This is a genomic window from Vibrio sp. 1167, assembly GCF_033340375.1.
GTDB classification, from domain to species: Bacteria; Pseudomonadota; Gammaproteobacteria; order Enterobacterales; family Vibrionaceae; genus Vibrio; species Vibrio alginolyticus.
Window position 1 is genome coordinate 717,349 of record NZ_JAWOWK010000002.1, and the last position, 16,306, is coordinate 733,654.

A 16,306-nucleotide genomic window follows, 5' to 3' on the forward strand; every position below is an offset into this window, starting at 1 on the left:
TTGAGAGATGAATGCCGAGAGCAAACCAAATTGGTGCTAGGGTGTTATAGTCCGTTTCGTTATAATGTCGGCAAGATTGAATTACGATGAATTTTAATGAACCAACTTAATTGGCAAGACGTAACACCTTCACTTGAGCAGTACGAAGCACTTTTAAAGTCTGCACCTTCGTTACCAAAGAAGTCTTTTACTGAGCTCCAACCGAGAATGTCGGCAACGATATCTCGTTTTTCAAAAATTTCTGGATTGACGCGAGTACTACTCATTAACTGCGTAGATAATTCTGTCTATAGAGAGTTCATCAGTAAAGCTCTTCAGAGCCAGTCTAACGCTGCGATTGTTTTGTCGGAATCACTTGATGCCAAACGCTTATTTGACCGTTACAGTGTCGATTTAAGTGGTGATATTGCCTTCCAACCTGGCTTAATTTCACAGGCAGATAGCGGTTACTTAATTGTACCGGCTAATCTAATTTTGGCTAACCCAGGACTTTGGCCAAATATAAAGTCTGCAATTCAACAAAACCTTATCGAGCCACTGAACCTAAGCCCTACTCGTTTACCTACTTCAGTACCGCAAGCTAAAGCTTATGATGTAAAACTGATTGTAACAGGAGAAAGAAGTCAGTTAGCAGAGCTAGAATACATCGATGAAGACTTCTGTTCTGGCTTTGCCATGTATACGGAAGTTGAAGAAGATATTCATCTGTCAGAGCAGAATTTGACAGATTACTTTGGTTTAGTGAACTGGATATGTTCTCAATATCAGCTGCCTCACTTAACCGAATGTGGTTTTAGAAGATTGTTGCTGGCCGGTATGAGATTTACTGAAGATCAACATTATCTGCCTTTAGGAGTAATGTGGCACTCTCAACTTCTAACGCTTGCCAGCCAGTTCAGTGATGGCCGAGCATTAGATTACAAGTCGTTAGATAAAGCGATTGACGACAAGTATTACCGAGAATCTTACCTTCCTCAGCGTGCCGTGTACGATATTTTAGATGGCCAAGTCATCATTGAGACAACTGGGGAACAAGTTGGTCAAATCAATGGCCTAACCGTTATTGATATGGCTGGGCACCCTGTCAGCTATGGTGAGCCTGCACGAATATCTTGTGTAATTCATTTTGGTGATGGCGATGTTTCCGATGTTGAGCGCAAAGCTGAGCTTGGAGGCAATCTACATGCAAAAGGCATGATGATTATGCAAGCTTTCTTGAGCTCTGCTCTGAAACTGGATGAACCACTGCCTTACTCTGCCTCCATCGTATTTGAACAGTCTTATAGTGAAGTTGATGGTGACAGTGCATCTCTTGCAGAACTTTGTTGCTTGGTGAGTGCTTTATCTGAATCTCCAATTAATCAACAAGTTGCTGTTACAGGAGCTGTTGATCAGTTTGGTCGAGTGCAAGCCGTCGGTGGCTTGAACGAAAAAATTGAAGGCTTTTATCAGGTTTGTAAACATCAAGGTTTTACAGGAAATCAAGGTGTTGTGATGCCAAAATCAAACCTTAAACATCTTGCATTACATAAAGATGTAATAGAAAGCATTAAAAATGGTGAGTTCCATATTTGGTCCGTTTCTACCGTAGATGAAGCTATTCCGATTGTAATGAATAAACCTTTTAGAGGTGAAGACGATAGCATTATTGGCAAAATAGCGGAACGTATTGAAAACTTTGAAAGACATGAGCATCCAGAAGGAATTGTGCAGCGCATCAAAAACTGGTTTGTCTAGTACTGATCGGAGTTGTTTAGCGTACACGTGTTCACTAAGATGCAGCTATCAAAAATTGGAGTAATTGATAATGCAAAACAAACGTGATTCTTATAACCGTGACGATCTACTTGCTTCTAGCCAAGGCGAACTGTTTGGGCCTGGTTACCCTCAGCTTCCTGCGCCAAACATGCTAATGATGGATCGTGTTACTAAAATGTCTGAGACTGAAGGCGATTTTGGTAAAGGTTTGATCTTGGCGGAATTGGATATTACTCCAGATTTGTGGTTCTTTGACTGCCACTTCCCTGGCGACCCAGTAATGCCGGGTTGTCTTGGCCTTGATGCGATGTGGCAACTTGTTGGTTTCTTCCTTGGCTGGGTTGGTGGCAAAGGAAAAGGTCGTGCTCTGGGTGTTGGCGAAGTGAAGTTTACAGGTCAGATCCTGCCAACAGCGAAAAAAGTGACGTACGAAATCCACATGAAACGCGTTGTAAACCGTAAACTTGTGATGGGTTTGGCCGACGGTCGTGTATGTGTGGACGGCAAAGAAATCTACGTAGCAAAAGATTTGAAAGTTGGCTTGTTCCAAGACACTTCAAGCTTCTAATCACGATTTTAATCGATTTATTAAGGCTCCTATTTAGGAGCCTTTTTGTTGTCGAGTGTTAACCTACTTCCCTATGTCCCTATAATGTAGAAAAGGCTCCGTAGAGCCCTTTCGAATCCTTCTTTTTGTATGTGGAGAGTTTATTTGTAGAGACCAGATTGTCTTTCATCTCTGGCATCACGCCAACCACCTAACCAATACGACCGAGCATCAACTTGTTGATATGGGCAAGCCTCTTGAGACCTTCCATTCAACCCAGCTTTGTAGCCTTGAGATTGAGCTCGTTCTAGGCGATCACGCTTTTGTCTCTTCATAGTTAATTCCTCATACAGGTCCATTTACTAACGTACAGCTGTTATTGTGAAACTTTGATGGAGTTTTTATGACTCCACTTATAAGAATCGATCAAAGTAGGCAATTTCTCAAGGCATAAAAAAAGCAGAGACTCAAATGTGTGAGCCTCTGCTTGATTTAAAAATTACTGACGATTTTTAACTATTTTCTACGGAACCCAAACAATCCAAGCATGGTCAAAGCTAACCAACCAAGGCCTGCACCTTGACGCTCTGTCGTCGTTGAGTCAATGCTTCGAGATACGATGTCGTCCTTAGTTGCGTCAGCAATAGGTACTAGTTTGACTGCTACAATTTGCTCTTCAGAGCTACATGTCGCATTGTTTGCTGTTGTGCTATAACCACCTGCACATTTCATAGCAGTACCAGAGATCACACCTGCATCATTGATATCAGTTGCGTCGATAATACGGAACTGATTGTTTTGTTCAGAGTAATCACCGCCATTAGTCAAACTGTCTAGGAACCAAGCTTTTCCATTGAATAATGTTGCAGCACGTTCACTAGTCTCGCCACCTACGCTATATGGATAGATAAAACCGCGCTTACGACGTGGCTTGCCATCGTCTTCACGAGTCGTTTCCGCATCAAGTTGCCCGACGATTTCATTGTAAGAGTTGATACCGCCCATCTTACCGCCCGCACCGCTAAAGAAAATGCCAGTAGTTGGGTAAAAAGCGCTAATAGAATCCTTACGAACATCATCTACGATAAAGAGACGATTCGGAGCAGAGCCCGTTGGCATTAAGTATCCGCCCGAACGTTTTGCTTCACCAATAGCAACAAAATTAGAGTTAACGTCGGTTAATCGTGAGTTTGTATGAACCGTATCATCACCTTCGCGCTGTCTAGCTCCTACAACAACTTTGTTTTTCCAAGTTGCGTTTTCAACGCTACCTTCGGCTTCTAGAGTTCCGACAAAAACAGTCGCATTCAGGTAGTTATCATCACTGTAAGTGTTGTAACCTACGCCATAGACCGTAGTTCCATCAGTGACAAGGTCACGCATGCTCCCTTGAGCTAACCTTTCTCCATCTTTAGATGTGCCACTTGGCCAAGCCAATTCACTGACGGTTCCGCTTTGATCCCAAATCGCTGCTTTTGATGTATGGTGAGATCCATTGGTATTGCTTGCTGTTCGAGAAACACTGCCAACAGTAAAAATGCCGTCTGTGCTCCAAGCATGGCTTTGCACAACACTTGCGTCACTATCGCCAGTAAGAATATTTGGCTCTACTGGTGCAACTACGGTATTTCGTGTTTCTAATGTAGAAGTATTTTCTGTGCTAACTTTACTCTGATTACCGACAGCTGCACCACCCTCGGTAAGCTGGTTGATAACGTTGTTATATTCATTTTTATAAGCAGCAGAATCTTCTTCTATGAACGCTAACGCATTAGAAGTAAAGTCTTTACTACGTTCTTTATTCCACGGCGTCCAGTTTACTGAAGCCCAAGAGTCACAGGTGGAATAGCGAAGCTGGTTGTAACAGTAACGCTCAAAGTCTTTGAGTTCTTGGATGTAATAAAAGCCAGCGTCTAATCCGAATGGGATTTCTTCACGATAGCTGTTCCCATCCACGGCTTGTGTCGCTGAAATCGGTGTAGTGCGAGTTTCCATTGCAAGTTTAAACTGCTCTGGCGTGCAGTTTGCTGCTGCATCAAAGCAGCCTAAAGCGAAAGGTGAACCTGTTGAAGGATCTGTACCTGCATCGCCCTGTTGAATTGCAACCCCGTAAGCCGTTTGGTAGTCACCGTTTGAACCATGATCCTGAGGTGAAACCTCAACAACTTGATACAATGCCGCCTGTGCGTTCATTGTGGTACCAACCATCATTGCAATGGCGGTCAATTTGAATTTATTACTACAATTCATTGAATTCTTAACTATCCTGTTGCATTGCTTCGAGTTCTTCCCATCTCTCGAATGCGATTTCCAACTCCTGCTCTAGTGCAGCAAGCTGTTCCAATACCGGCTGAGTTTGCTCTACAGGTTTAGCAAAGAACTCTGGATCGTTCACTTGCTCCTGAAGGCTCTCGATATCCGACTCTAATTGTTCAAGTTTAGCTGGTAGAGCCTCTAATTCTCTTTGCAGCTTATACGATAACTTCTTCGAATTGTTCTTAGGTTGCGTAGTTTTGGGAGTTTCCTCAACCACTTTCTCTTTCTTCGTTGGTTTTTCAACCTGACTGCGCGAAGCAAGAACTTGGTCACGCTGCTGTTTAGCATCATGATAACCACCAACGAACTCTTCGATTATACCGTTACCCTCAAAAATCCAGCTGGTTGTTACTGTGTTGTCTACGAACTCACGGTCGTGACTCACTAACAATAATGTACCCTGATAATTGGCAAGCATTTCTTCTAAAAGTTCCAACGTTTCGATATCCAAATCGTTAGTTGGTTCATCAAGAATAAGTAAGTTGTTTGGTTTCAACAAGATACGGGCTAGCAATAATCGGTTTTTCTCACCACCAGAAAGTGCCTTAACCGGGGTTCTGGCGCGCTTAGGTGCAAATAAGAAGTCTTGAAGATAACTCAGCGCATGACGCTGACGTCCCCCAACCATTACTTCTTGTTTCCCATCCGCTAAGTTGTCGATCACTGTCTTTTCTGGATCCAAAATCTCTCGGTACTGATCAAAGTACGCGACTTCTAATTTTGTTCCGCAGTGTAAACGACCAGACTGCGCTTCCAATTGCCCTAGTAGCAATTTAAGTACCGTACTCTTACCGCAGCCATTTGGTCCGATAAGTGCAATACGGTCACCACGCATGATGTTAAAGCTAAAGTCGTCGACAATTGTCTTGCCTTCGTAAGCAAAAGATACATTTTCTGCTTCAAATACAATCTTACCTGAACGAGAAGCATCATCGATGTTTAGGTTAACTTTACCTTGAACTTCACGACGGTCACGACGCTCTTCACGAAGCTTTTTAAGGGCTCGAACACGGCCTTCATTACGAGTACGACGTGCTTTAATGCCTTGACGAATCCACACTTCTTCCTGAGCTAGTTTCTTATCGAACTCAGCATTTTGCATTTCTTCGACGCGAAGCATTTCTTCTTTGTCATTCAAATACTGTTCGTAATTACCAGGGAAAGAAGCTAATTGACCGCGATCTAAGTCAACGATGCGTGTCGCCATCGACTTGATGAATGCACGGTCGTGAGAAATAAAGATGATCGAGCCTTTGAAGTCTTTTAAGAAGTTCTCTAACCATTCGATCGTTGTCACATCGAGATGGTTTGTTGGTTCATCAAGAAGCAATACATCAGGATCACAAACCAGCGCACGAGCTAAAGCAGCTTTACGTTGCCAGCCACCGGATAGATCGGTCAGTTTGGTTTCTGGGCTTAGTTTTAAAGAGCCAAGTACGTTCTTAACACGGTCATCAAAGCGCCAAGCGTTAGAATGATCAAGTTGCTCTTGAACTTTCGCCAAACGGTTAATGTTCTTCTCACTTGGGTCTTGAGCAACAAGATCGAGAAGATCGTGATAGATCTTCAATTGTTCGCCGATTTCAGCCAAACCGCCAGATACGTATTCGTAAACTGTACCCTCTTGATTGCGCGGTGGATCTTGTTCAAGCCGAGAAACTACTACGTCTTGAGTTATTTGAATCTTGCCATCATCCATCAAAATGTCGCCGGCAAGCACTTTCATTAACGTGGACTTACCTGCTCCGTTACGACCAACTAAACAAACGCGTTCGTTTTCTTGAAGAGCGAACTCCGCTTTGTCTAGCAATGGGTGGTCACCAAATGCAAGTTGTGCGTTATGAATGGTAAGTAATGCCATTATTATCCAACCAATGTGTGAGTTGTTCTAAGTCAAACGGCCAGTTCAACTCAGAATCTTGATATTTTAATACGGGTATTGTGACACCGTAACGAGAAAATAGTACATCATCGAACGCAATATCGATGATATCTGTTTGCTCGGCCAAACCGACTTGGTCTACTAGAGCAAATGCCATCTCACAAAGATGGCATCCCTCCGTGCTATACAATATCAGCACGTATTAATCCTTTTGTTTATACTACGCGTGCGTTACTAGCCAACAGTTATGAATCTGTTTATTACGCGCAAAATCTAATGGTAACGTTTGAGAAGAAATACTCTGAGCCTTCAAACCCAATTCAGCGAGTGATTCTTCATCCATCTTGAAGTGACGTTTGTTATTTGAAAATACGATTGTGCCTTCACTTCTCAGTAAACGTTTGAGGTTCTTCATTAGCTTAATGTGGTCACGTTGTACATCGAATGATGTTTCCATACGCTTAGAGTTAGAGAACGTAGGTGGGTCAATAAAGATCAAGTCGTACTCACTTTTTGCGTTTTCTAGCCATTGCAAACAGTCCGCTTGTTCATATTTATGTTGGCGCCCTACACAGCCATTAAGCTGCATATTGTCTTTCGCCCAGTTCAAGTAGGTGTTTGACATATCGACAGTTGTAGTGGAACGCGCACCACCAACTGCAGCGTGCACTGTTGCACTACCAGTGTAAGCAAACAAGTTAAGGAAATCTTTACCCTGTGCCATTTCGCCAAGACGACGACGAGTGATCTTATGATCCAAGAACAGGCCTGTGTCTAGGTAGTCATGAAGGTTCACGATCAGCTTCACACCGTACTCGTTTACTTCGAGCGTCTCTGATACCTGACCTAATTTTTGGTACTGGCTTCGACCTTTCTGCTTCTCACGAACTTTCAGTACAACTTTGTTCGCTTCGACACCGGTCACCTGAATCGTCGCACGGATAATGTCCGTTAGACGACGCTTGGCTTTTTCTTCAGGGATGTTCTTAGGTGCTGCGTACTCTTGAATCACAATTTGATCGCCGTACACGTCGATCGCTACGTTGTATTCTGGAAGGTCTGCATCGTAGATACGATAGCAGTCTAGTTTCTCTTTACGCGCCCACTTGCCAATCTTGCCAATGTTTTTCTTCAAACGGTTTGAGAAGTCTGGTGCGATTTGAATGTTAGTATCTGCACCTTTCACTTCATCAGCGTTGCGCTCGGCAATGCTGTAGTTCTTTTGGTGACACGGTAACGCACCATTGTTCAATTTAAACTGTTTATCAGCGCGCATACGAAGGCAACTCAAGAGCTCGTCTGAGCTAGAGAAGATAGATGCTTTACATCCGCCAAACTCAGATTTTAGCTGTCCACCGAATGCGGTATAGAGCGCAATCAGCCCCGGCTCAGTTCCTAGACGCTCACCGTAAGGTGGGTTTGAAACGATAACACCGTGTTCAAATCCTGCGGGACGAGTAATAGTTGCAGCATCACCTTGCGCAAACTCAATCAACTCTTCAACACCTGCTCTGCGGGCGTTTTCTTGAGCGACTTTTAATACTTTGGGGTCGTTATCGAATCCAAAAAACTTAGCGTCAACTTTCCTGACACCTCGTCTAGCTTGAACATTAGCCTCTGATTTAATCTCAGCCCAGGTCTCCGGTTCAAAGTCTTCCAAAACTTCGAAGCCCCATTGTTTGCGCTTAACGCCAGGTGCCATGTTGGCTGCCATCATTGCCGCTTCAATAAGCAAAGTACCAGAACCACACATTGGATCGAGTAGTGGTTGATGCCCATCCCAGCCACAACGCATGATAATCGCAGAAGCAAGCGTTTCACGTAATGGCGCACGACCCGATTCTGGTCGATAACCACGCTGATGAAGACCACTACCTACCATGTCTATCCCAAGCAACGCTTTATCTTTGTGCAAACGAACGTGAATACGAATATCTGGGCGTTCTTTGCTGATATTAGGACGTGGCAAGCCTTTATTCTCAAAGCAATCTACGATGCCATCTTTGACCTTCATAGCCCCGTATTGGCTATTTCTAATCTCACGGTTTGTGCCGTTAAAGTCCACAACAAAGCGTTTAGAGCTATGAAATTGGTTAACCCAGTTAATAGTGGAAGTGGATAGATACAAGTCCATGTCGTTGTTACACGTGAACTCAGATAAAACACGTACAAATCGAGACGCTAAACGGCTCCACAAACAACAGCGATAAACCTGTTCGTTTGTCGCTTTAAATTTTACGCCTGCCTGTACTGGTTTCGCATTTTCAATGCCTAGTTTAGTCAGTTCTTCAACAAGCAAATTTTCCATGCCATTTGAAGTTACCGCGAGATATTGATTCATAGTGTTCTTTCGCTGATAAAAAATGGCTTCAATTATACCTGACTTTACGATCAATGCCTCGTTTTTAAAGGTATTTTCCCACCCGTTAGTTCAAATCATCACCACTCAAATGATCTAAAACTTTCAACATCTTTAGTTTGAATGTTTTTCATTCATGAACATATTTTGTTTCCTTTAGAAGAAGTGAATACTTATTTACATGCATTTTGGTATATACCAGTCTGGATTGGTTGGTGTAAATTACTTACAAATACCCTTTATAGGGGAATAAATAGGGTTGTTTTAGGCGATAGGTTGCCTAATTAAAGGAGTAATCAAATTGAAATAAGTAAAATAAAAGTGACCAGCTTCATGTTTGCATGCATAGAAAACAAACAGTTTCATGGTCTTTCGGATTGGAGTGTCAGAGGAAAGGACAAAAAAAATCGACCCAATAAGGTCGATTAAGGCAAACAAAGGAACGAAATAAAGAAAAATTAAACAGCTTTAACCCACCATTGCCATAGGGGTCATTGCAAAGAGGTGGTTTGCACAAGCCATGCGATCATGCATTACTTTAATCGGCTGCCCAAATTGAAGCGCCTTATTGCCATCAAGAACAAAGGCTTCTTGGTTAACATAAGCACATAAGCTCGATGTTTCGCCTGGTTCTAGAACGATGAACATACCATCAGAATATTGATTTGTGAGAAAGACCATGTCCCCTTCTTGAGGTTCATAATCAGAGGACTGTGCATCGAAGAACCAGCTCTTAGGCTGTACAGGTTTATGAAAACGCTTTGCAGCAACACAATACAGTGTTAATTCAGCTTGGCGATATTCACTGATATCGAGACAGCGAATGCGCTCATTAAACGTTTGAAATGCGCTGGCGTCATCAACGGTAAATTCACTGTTTGAGAAGGCACAGTTAACCAACAATTTTCGGGATAGATTGGTTTGGAAAATCATTTCCTCCCCCAGATCCAGCATTAAGCAAGCTTTTTGCTCGTCAAAATACCAATTCCATTTGTCGCTGGGTTTAAGCATTATTCCGTTCTCTCTTGACTAGTTAAATCAGTGGTAAAGAGGTAAGACGCTTAATTACCTACTCGTGATTTTTAAATTCTACAAACGAACGGATAAAAAAAAAGAGGAAACAAAGTCCTCTTTTTTATGTAACAGGTACTGATTTTTCAGTAGTTTTTGATGTATATGTTAAAGATTCTTAACAATATCACGTACGAGACCAGGGCCGTGGTAAATAAAGCCAGTGTAGACTTGAACAAGTTTAGCGCCTGCCATGATCTTTTCTTTGGCTGCAACATAGGAATCTACACCACCAACACCGATAATTGGAAGTTTGTCTCCAAGCTCTTCATGAAGCTTACGTACGACCTCCGTAGAGCGTGATTGCACAGGGCGACCACTCAAGCCACCTGCCTCATTGGCGTGTCTCATCCCTTCTACGATCGTGCGATCCAAAGTTGTGTTAGTCGCGATCACACCATCTATATTGTTTTTCAATAAAGAATCGCAGATTTGGCAGATTTCATCGTCACTTAAATCTGGCGCAATCTTTAATGCTAACGGGACATACTTGTTGTATTTCTCTGATAACTCCGCTTGTTTCGCCTTTAATTCGGAAAGCAGTTCATCAAGCGCTTCACCATATTGAAGTGAACGAAGACCTGGAGTGTTTGGCGATGAGATGTTTACTGCAATATAGCCAGCATACTCATACACTTTTTCCATACAAATCAGGTAGTCCTCTGCCCCTTTCTCAATTGGCGTATCTTTATTTTTACCGATGTTAATTCCGAGAACACAATTGAATTTTGCTCGTTTAACATTCTCGATCAAATTATCAACGCCTAGGTTATTAAAGCCCATGCGGTTGATGATCCCTTCTGCTTCCACTAAACGGAATAGGCGTGGTTTATCATTACCTGGTTGTGGTCGTGGCGTTACAGTGCCGACTTCGACAAAGCCAAAGCCCATGGCATCAAATGCTTCAATACATTCGCCGTTTTTATCTAAACCAGCCGCAAGACCAACAGGGTTACGGAATGTTAGACCCATACACTCAACTGGACGAGTTGGTAACTGTTGGCGGTAAAAGAGATCAAGTGGTGTGCCGTTAAAGCGTTGGAAGTTCTTGATTGCAAGATCATGTGCCTTCTCGGCATCGAGTTGGAAAAAGCCAGTTCTGGCTAGACGGTAAAGCATTGTGCCTCCGAAAGAAAAAATCCCCGTATAAACGGGACAATATTATTTACCGTTTTTCATCGTAATTCAATGAAAATGAACGTAATAAGTAAAAACCTATATCTTTATAAGATTTTCAAATATAAAACAAACAATTACAATCAAGTTTCTGCGATAAAAATCGTAACTAACCGCTTAAAAGCAATCGATTTCACTCTGTTTTAATTTCAACTCAATGTGACAATGTAACTATTTTCTTTCCAAATGTGAATAATAGATAATAAAAAGCCCCGTTAAATAACGAGGCTTTTACTTATGACTTGATTATTCCACTACTCTTTCGATGAGCAGTTGAGGTTTAAAAGTACTAGCTCTCGAAGTGCTACAGAGAACTTAGCAAATTCGTGTACTGAGCCAACTTTGAACTCGTTTAAGATACTCTCCCAGCGGTGCAACGATTGCTCGTTAGTTTCAATCCAATCTTCTAACGCAGCCATCACGTCAAGCTCTTCGGTTGAGCAGCCACAAGTCAGTACCTGAGCGGTAAGTTGACGTTGTTGCCAGTCCAGATCTTCACGGAATGCCGCTCTTGCAAGTGCTTGCCAGTTGTTATCAACGGCTTGGCTATTAATTTGCTTCAAGAACCAATGCAACGATAAACGGTCACCCAAGTTAAAGTAGAGTTTCGATGCTTGCTCAACCGTTTTACCTGTTTCACTTGCTACTGATGAAATATCCAGTGCAGATTGTAAGCTTGATAAGCGGGCAACTTGGTGAGCGAGTTTCTCTTCAACCCCTTTCTCTATCCAACCTTGAGCCAACTCATTGTGTTCTTCAACTTCAGACTCAACTAACATAGTGTCTAGGGTTTCAGTGATAACATTGACATCTTGCTTGTAGATAGCAATCAACTCACCGACCGTGCATTTGCCGCTACGGTTACGAAGCAACCAGCGTGCAATTCGACGCAGTGCTCGGCGCACGTAAAACATAATTTCGTATTGAGCTTGCGCTGTGGCAACGTTATCAAGTTTGCGAGTTTGCTTGAGGATTTCTTCTAAATCAAAGATTTCTCTAGCCGCACTGTAAGCGTTGGCAATATCGACAACACTTGCACCAGTTTCTTCTTGCAAACGAGTAACGAAGTTACAGCCCATTTCATTAACCATCTGGTTAGCCAATGCTGTAGCGATAATTTCAGCTCGCAGTGGGTGATTAACCATTTGATCTTTATAGTTACGTCGTAACGCACTTGGGAAATATTCAACAAGTTGTTTTGCATGGAATTCATCATTTGCGATTTCATCCGTAACAAGTTGCTGTTTAAGTACCATTTTACCGTAGGCAACTAACACTGATAGCTCAGGGCGAGTCAGACCTAGTCCCTGTTTTTCACGCTCGATTAGCGTTTCATCATCAGGAATGTATTCGAGAGCACGGTCCAAGTACCCTGCTTTCTCCATAGTGTGGATGAATCGAATTTGCTCCTTAACAATGCCAACACCTTGCTGTTCAGTAACAGAGATCGACTCCGACTGACGGTAAGCATCATCCAAGACAATTTCACCCACTTCGTCTTCCATAGACTCTAGAATTTGGTTACGTTGCTTAACCGTAAGATCGCCATTTGAAACCAGTCCATTGAGGAAGATCTTGATGTTGACTTCATTATCCGAACAGTCAACGCCACCTACGTTATCAACGAAGTCCGTGTTCACTCGACCGCCAGTTAGTGCGTATTCGATACGACCAAGCTGAGTCATACCCAAGTTACCACCTTCGCCAACCACTTTGGCTCTTAAGTCACGGCCGTCAATGCGCAGCATGTCGTTAGCACGGTCACCAACATCTGTATGAGTTTCTGTCGATGATTTAACGTAAGTGCCGATACCACCGTTCCAAAGAAGATCGACTTTCATTTTCAAGATCATCTTTATCAGATCGTTAGGCGCTAAAGATGCTTTCTTCGTACCTAACATTTTCTGAATTTCTGGCGTCAACTGGATCGATTTTGATCGACGAGAGAAGATGCCACCACCTTGAGAGATCAAGTCTTTGTTGTAATCTTCCCAGCTTGATCTTGGCAAATTAAACAAGCGGTTACGCTCTTCCCAGCTGCTGGCTGAATCTGGATTTGGATCAATAAAGATGTGCATGTGGTTAAACGCAGCTTGCAATCGAATATGCTTCGATAACAGCATACCGTTACCGAACACGTCACCTGCCATATCACCTACACCGATTGCAGTAAAATCAGTGGTCTGACAGTTGATGCCCATTTCACGGAAGTGACGTTTAACAGATTCCCAACCACCTTTTGCGGTGATTCCCATTGCTTTGTGATCGTAACCGTTTGAACCACCTGAAGCGAATGCGTCACCTAGCCAGAAGTTGTATTCTGCAGAAACAGAGTTTGCCAAATCTGAGAAGGTTGCTGTGCCTTTATCGGCAGCCACTACTAGATATGGGTCATCTTCATCGTGACGAACAACGTTTTGTGGTGGTACCACCTCTCCTTCAATGATGTTATCTGACACATCAAGCAGTGCACGGATAAAGCGTTTGTAACAACGCTGACCTTCCGCAAAAATTTCATCACGACTGGTGAGAGATGGCTGGCGTTTACAAACGAAGCCGCCTTTTGCACCCACTGGTACAATTACAGTGTTCTTAACCTGTTGCGCTTTCACTAAGCCAAGAATCTCCGTACGGAAGTCTTCTTGACGATCTGACCAACGCAAACCACCACGAGCCACTTTTCCACCACGAAGGTGAACACCTTCAATATCTGGTGCGTAAACAAAGATCTCGAATGCAGGTACAGGCTGCGGAATCTCAGGAATATCGCTTGGCTTCATTTTCAAAGATAACCAAGGCTTAGGCTGCTTATTCTCGTCTACTTGGTAGTAGTTGGTACGAAGCGTCGCCATGATCATTTCGATATAACGACGAATAATACGATCATCATCCAAGCTCTCTACACGATCCAACTGCTCTGTTAGCTTTTTAATTAGATCGTTTTGGCCTTTCTCGCTGCCTTTGTGTTTCGGATCAAATCGCTTGGTGAACAGCTTGACTAGACCTGTCGCTAAGTCTGGGTAGTGGCTTAGCGTGTCTTCGATGTACTGCTGACTGAATGGGAAGCCGACTTGGCGCATGTATCGTGCGTAAGCGCGAAGAATGGAAATCTCACGGCCAGATAAAGACGCACCTAATAACAATCGGTTGAAACCATCACTTTCAAGATTACCCGCCCAAATGGCAGCAAATGCTTGTTGGAAACGATCACGAGCTTCACGAAGGTCAACGGTTTTCTCGCTCTTATGCAGCATAGAGAAGTCAAGGATCCAGAAGGTCTGACCGTTGTTTTTCTCGATCTCATATGGCGATTCGCCAATCACACGCAAACCAAGGTTTTCCAACATCGGCATTACGTCAGAAAGGTGAATTGGTTCATCGCGATGATATAACTTTAAGCGGACAGCTTTGGAATCTGCTCCCTCTTCTTGAGGTCGGTAGAACAACATACCAAGTTTATTATCATCACTTAACGCTTCTAAGCGCTCGATATCTGCAACCGCAGAACCTGGCATCATGTCCTCTTTGTATGAGCGAGGGAACGCACTCATATATTCTTTTGAAAGAGGAAGGCCTTTACTTTCACCAAAGTTAGCAATGATGGATTCTTTTAGTCTGTCATCCCAAGAGGTAGAAACTTCCATTAGATTTTGCTCGATCTTTTTCACGTCTACGTCAATGTTGTTATTGTCTACACGAACAATGTAATGTGTTCTCGCTAGTGGGCTTTCTGAGAAGTACGTTGTAAATTCAACCTCTTGCTCGCAACCAAAGTACTGCTTAAGAATGCGTTGAGTTTGACGACGCAATTCTGTGTTGTAACGATCTTTAGTGACATAAACCATGCAACTGAAGAAACGACCAAATGGGTCTTTACGAACAAACAAACGCAGCAAGTCACGATCTTGCATTTGTACAACACCCATTCCCACCTCAAGCAGCTCTTCTTCATTAGCTTGAAGCAACTCGTCGCGTGGGTAGTTTTCTAAGATATTGTGCAATGCTTTGTATGAGTATGATCCGTGGCGGTATCCACTTGCTTCAAGGATACGGTCAACTTTTTCACGGATCAGAGGAATACTTTGTACCGCTTGGTTGTAAACGGCGGAGGTATATAAACCAGTAAAGCGATGCTCACCTATTACTTTACCGTTTTCATCAAACTTTTTAATACCGATGTAATCAGTATAAGCCGGACGGTGGATACGAGATGCTTTGTTACCTTTGGTGATGATCAGAGCGTATGGTTTTTTCGCTTCTAATCGCGCTGAATCTGATAATTCAGAGAGCTTGACGCTACGCACGCGCTTGTCATCAGCAAACAGACCTAGTCCTTTTTCTTTAGCAGGAACAAGTTCGGTATCACCATTGACCTCTTTTAAGTCATAATCTTTATAACCCATAAAGGTAAAGTTATGATCTTCTAGCCAACGAAGAAATGCGATCGTTTCATCCATACGATCAGTTTGGATAGAAACACGATCTTTATTTTTCTCAAGTTCATCAGTAACAAACTTAAGCTTATCAACCATCTGCTTCCAGTCATCAACGACTAAGCGAGTATCAGATAGAATTCTTAACAGCTCTTCTTTAAGCGCTTGCATCTCGTCTTTACTAGTAAGGCGGTCTACCTCTATGTGGAAAAGTGATTGAAGAACACCACCCTCACCGTTTACGTCTGTAACTTGGCCTTTTTTATCACGCTGAATCTGTGTTGGGTTATTCAACATTAGGTGACAAACAAGATCCAAACGTGCTAAAGCCATTTTGACTGAGTCCACTAAGAATGGACTATCTGGAACAACAATTTCTACGATTGTGTGTGTGGATTGCCAGCCTTGACGACTTACGGTCGGGTTAAATACTCGAACCGAAATCTCTTCTGGTTTTTTTTCATTGATATGGTGCCAAAGGCTAACGACAGCACCATAAAGGTCGGATTCGTTTCGCTGAATTAGATCATCATCAGCAATGTTACTGAATAAGTGTTGAGCAAGTTTAGTTACAAGCGTTTGGTGAGAAAGCTCGAGTTTGTCTTGAATCAGTTGGTAAACCTTTTCAAGCAGAACCGGCACTACATTTTCACGCGCGGTCATATTCACACTCCACATTAGAATTGTTGTTTTGTAGGGGGACTTAGTAGCTAGGTTGTTACCTTAGAAACTAAGCATAGGTAATGCATGTGCCCATTGTAAAA

10 protein-coding genes are annotated in these 16,306 nt (G+C 42.8%); 2 read left to right on the forward strand and 8 right to left on the reverse strand.

What is annotated here, in order from left to right; all coding sequences use genetic code 11:
- The first annotated feature begins 96 nt into the window (after positions 1-96).
- Both R7Z78_RS06570 and fabA read left to right on the forward strand, forming a co-directional pair.
- Complete coding sequence (locus R7Z78_RS06570; protein ID WP_053303052.1) at positions 97-1,737, forward strand: AAA family ATPase; 1,641 nt, start codon at positions 97-99, stop codon at positions 1,735-1,737.
- A 70-nt stretch (positions 1,738-1,807) separates the two neighbouring features.
- Complete coding sequence (fabA, locus tag R7Z78_RS06575) at positions 1,808-2,326, forward strand: bifunctional 3-hydroxydecanoyl-ACP dehydratase/trans-2-decenoyl-ACP isomerase (RefSeq protein ID WP_005390081.1); 519 nt, start codon at positions 1,808-1,810, stop codon at positions 2,324-2,326.
- Positions 2,327-2,466: 140 nt separating this feature from the next.
- On the opposite strand, the gene rmf is transcribed toward fabA, so the two are convergent.
- The 8 genes from rmf to R7Z78_RS06615 all read right to left on the reverse strand — a co-directional run bounded on the left by rmf (position 2,467) and on the right by R7Z78_RS06615 (position 16,205).
- Positions 2,467-2,640: a ribosome modulation factor gene (gene rmf, locus R7Z78_RS06580; RefSeq protein ID WP_005377453.1), complete on the reverse strand. Its 174-nt coding sequence runs from the start codon at positions 2,638-2,640 to the stop codon at positions 2,467-2,469.
- A 181-nt stretch (positions 2,641-2,821) separates the two neighbouring features.
- Positions 2,822-4,555 carry a DUF3466 family protein gene (locus R7Z78_RS06585; RefSeq protein WP_104975327.1) on the reverse strand — a complete coding sequence of 578 codons (1,734 nt, stop codon included), beginning with the start codon at positions 4,553-4,555 and terminating at the stop codon, positions 2,822-2,824.
- A gap of 7 nt (positions 4,556-4,562) precedes the next feature.
- On the reverse strand, positions 4,563-6,482 hold the full coding sequence (locus R7Z78_RS06590; RefSeq protein WP_104975328.1) for an ABC transporter ATP-binding protein: 1,920 nt from the start codon (positions 6,480-6,482) through the stop codon (positions 4,563-4,565).
- Complete coding sequence (locus R7Z78_RS06595; protein WP_017821808.1) at positions 6,460-6,702, reverse strand: glutaredoxin family protein; 243 nt, start codon at positions 6,700-6,702, stop codon at positions 6,460-6,462. The genes R7Z78_RS06590 and R7Z78_RS06595 overlap by 23 nt, the downstream gene beginning before the upstream one ends.
- 21 nt (positions 6,703-6,723) lie before the next feature.
- On the reverse strand, positions 6,724-8,844 hold the full coding sequence (gene rlmKL / locus R7Z78_RS06600; protein WP_104975329.1) for a bifunctional 23S rRNA (guanine(2069)-N(7))-methyltransferase RlmK/23S rRNA (guanine(2445)-N(2))-methyltransferase RlmL: 2,121 nt from the start codon (positions 8,842-8,844) through the stop codon (positions 6,724-6,726).
- A 486-nt stretch (positions 8,845-9,330) separates the two neighbouring features.
- Positions 9,331-9,873 carry a cell division protein ZapC gene (locus tag R7Z78_RS06605; RefSeq protein ID WP_005377444.1) on the reverse strand — a complete coding sequence of 181 codons (543 nt, stop codon included), beginning with the start codon at positions 9,871-9,873 and terminating at the stop codon, positions 9,331-9,333.
- Positions 9,874-10,041: 168 nt separating this feature from the next.
- Positions 10,042-11,052 (reverse strand): quinone-dependent dihydroorotate dehydrogenase, encoded by a 1,011-nt coding sequence (gene pyrD, locus R7Z78_RS06610; RefSeq protein WP_005377443.1) that lies wholly within the window; start codon positions 11,050-11,052, stop codon positions 10,042-10,044.
- A gap of 311 nt (positions 11,053-11,363) precedes the next feature.
- On the reverse strand, positions 11,364-16,205 hold the full coding sequence (locus tag R7Z78_RS06615; protein ID WP_042522994.1) for an NAD-glutamate dehydrogenase: 4,842 nt from the start codon (positions 16,203-16,205) through the stop codon (positions 11,364-11,366).
- Between the last annotated feature and the right edge of the window lie 101 nt (positions 16,206-16,306).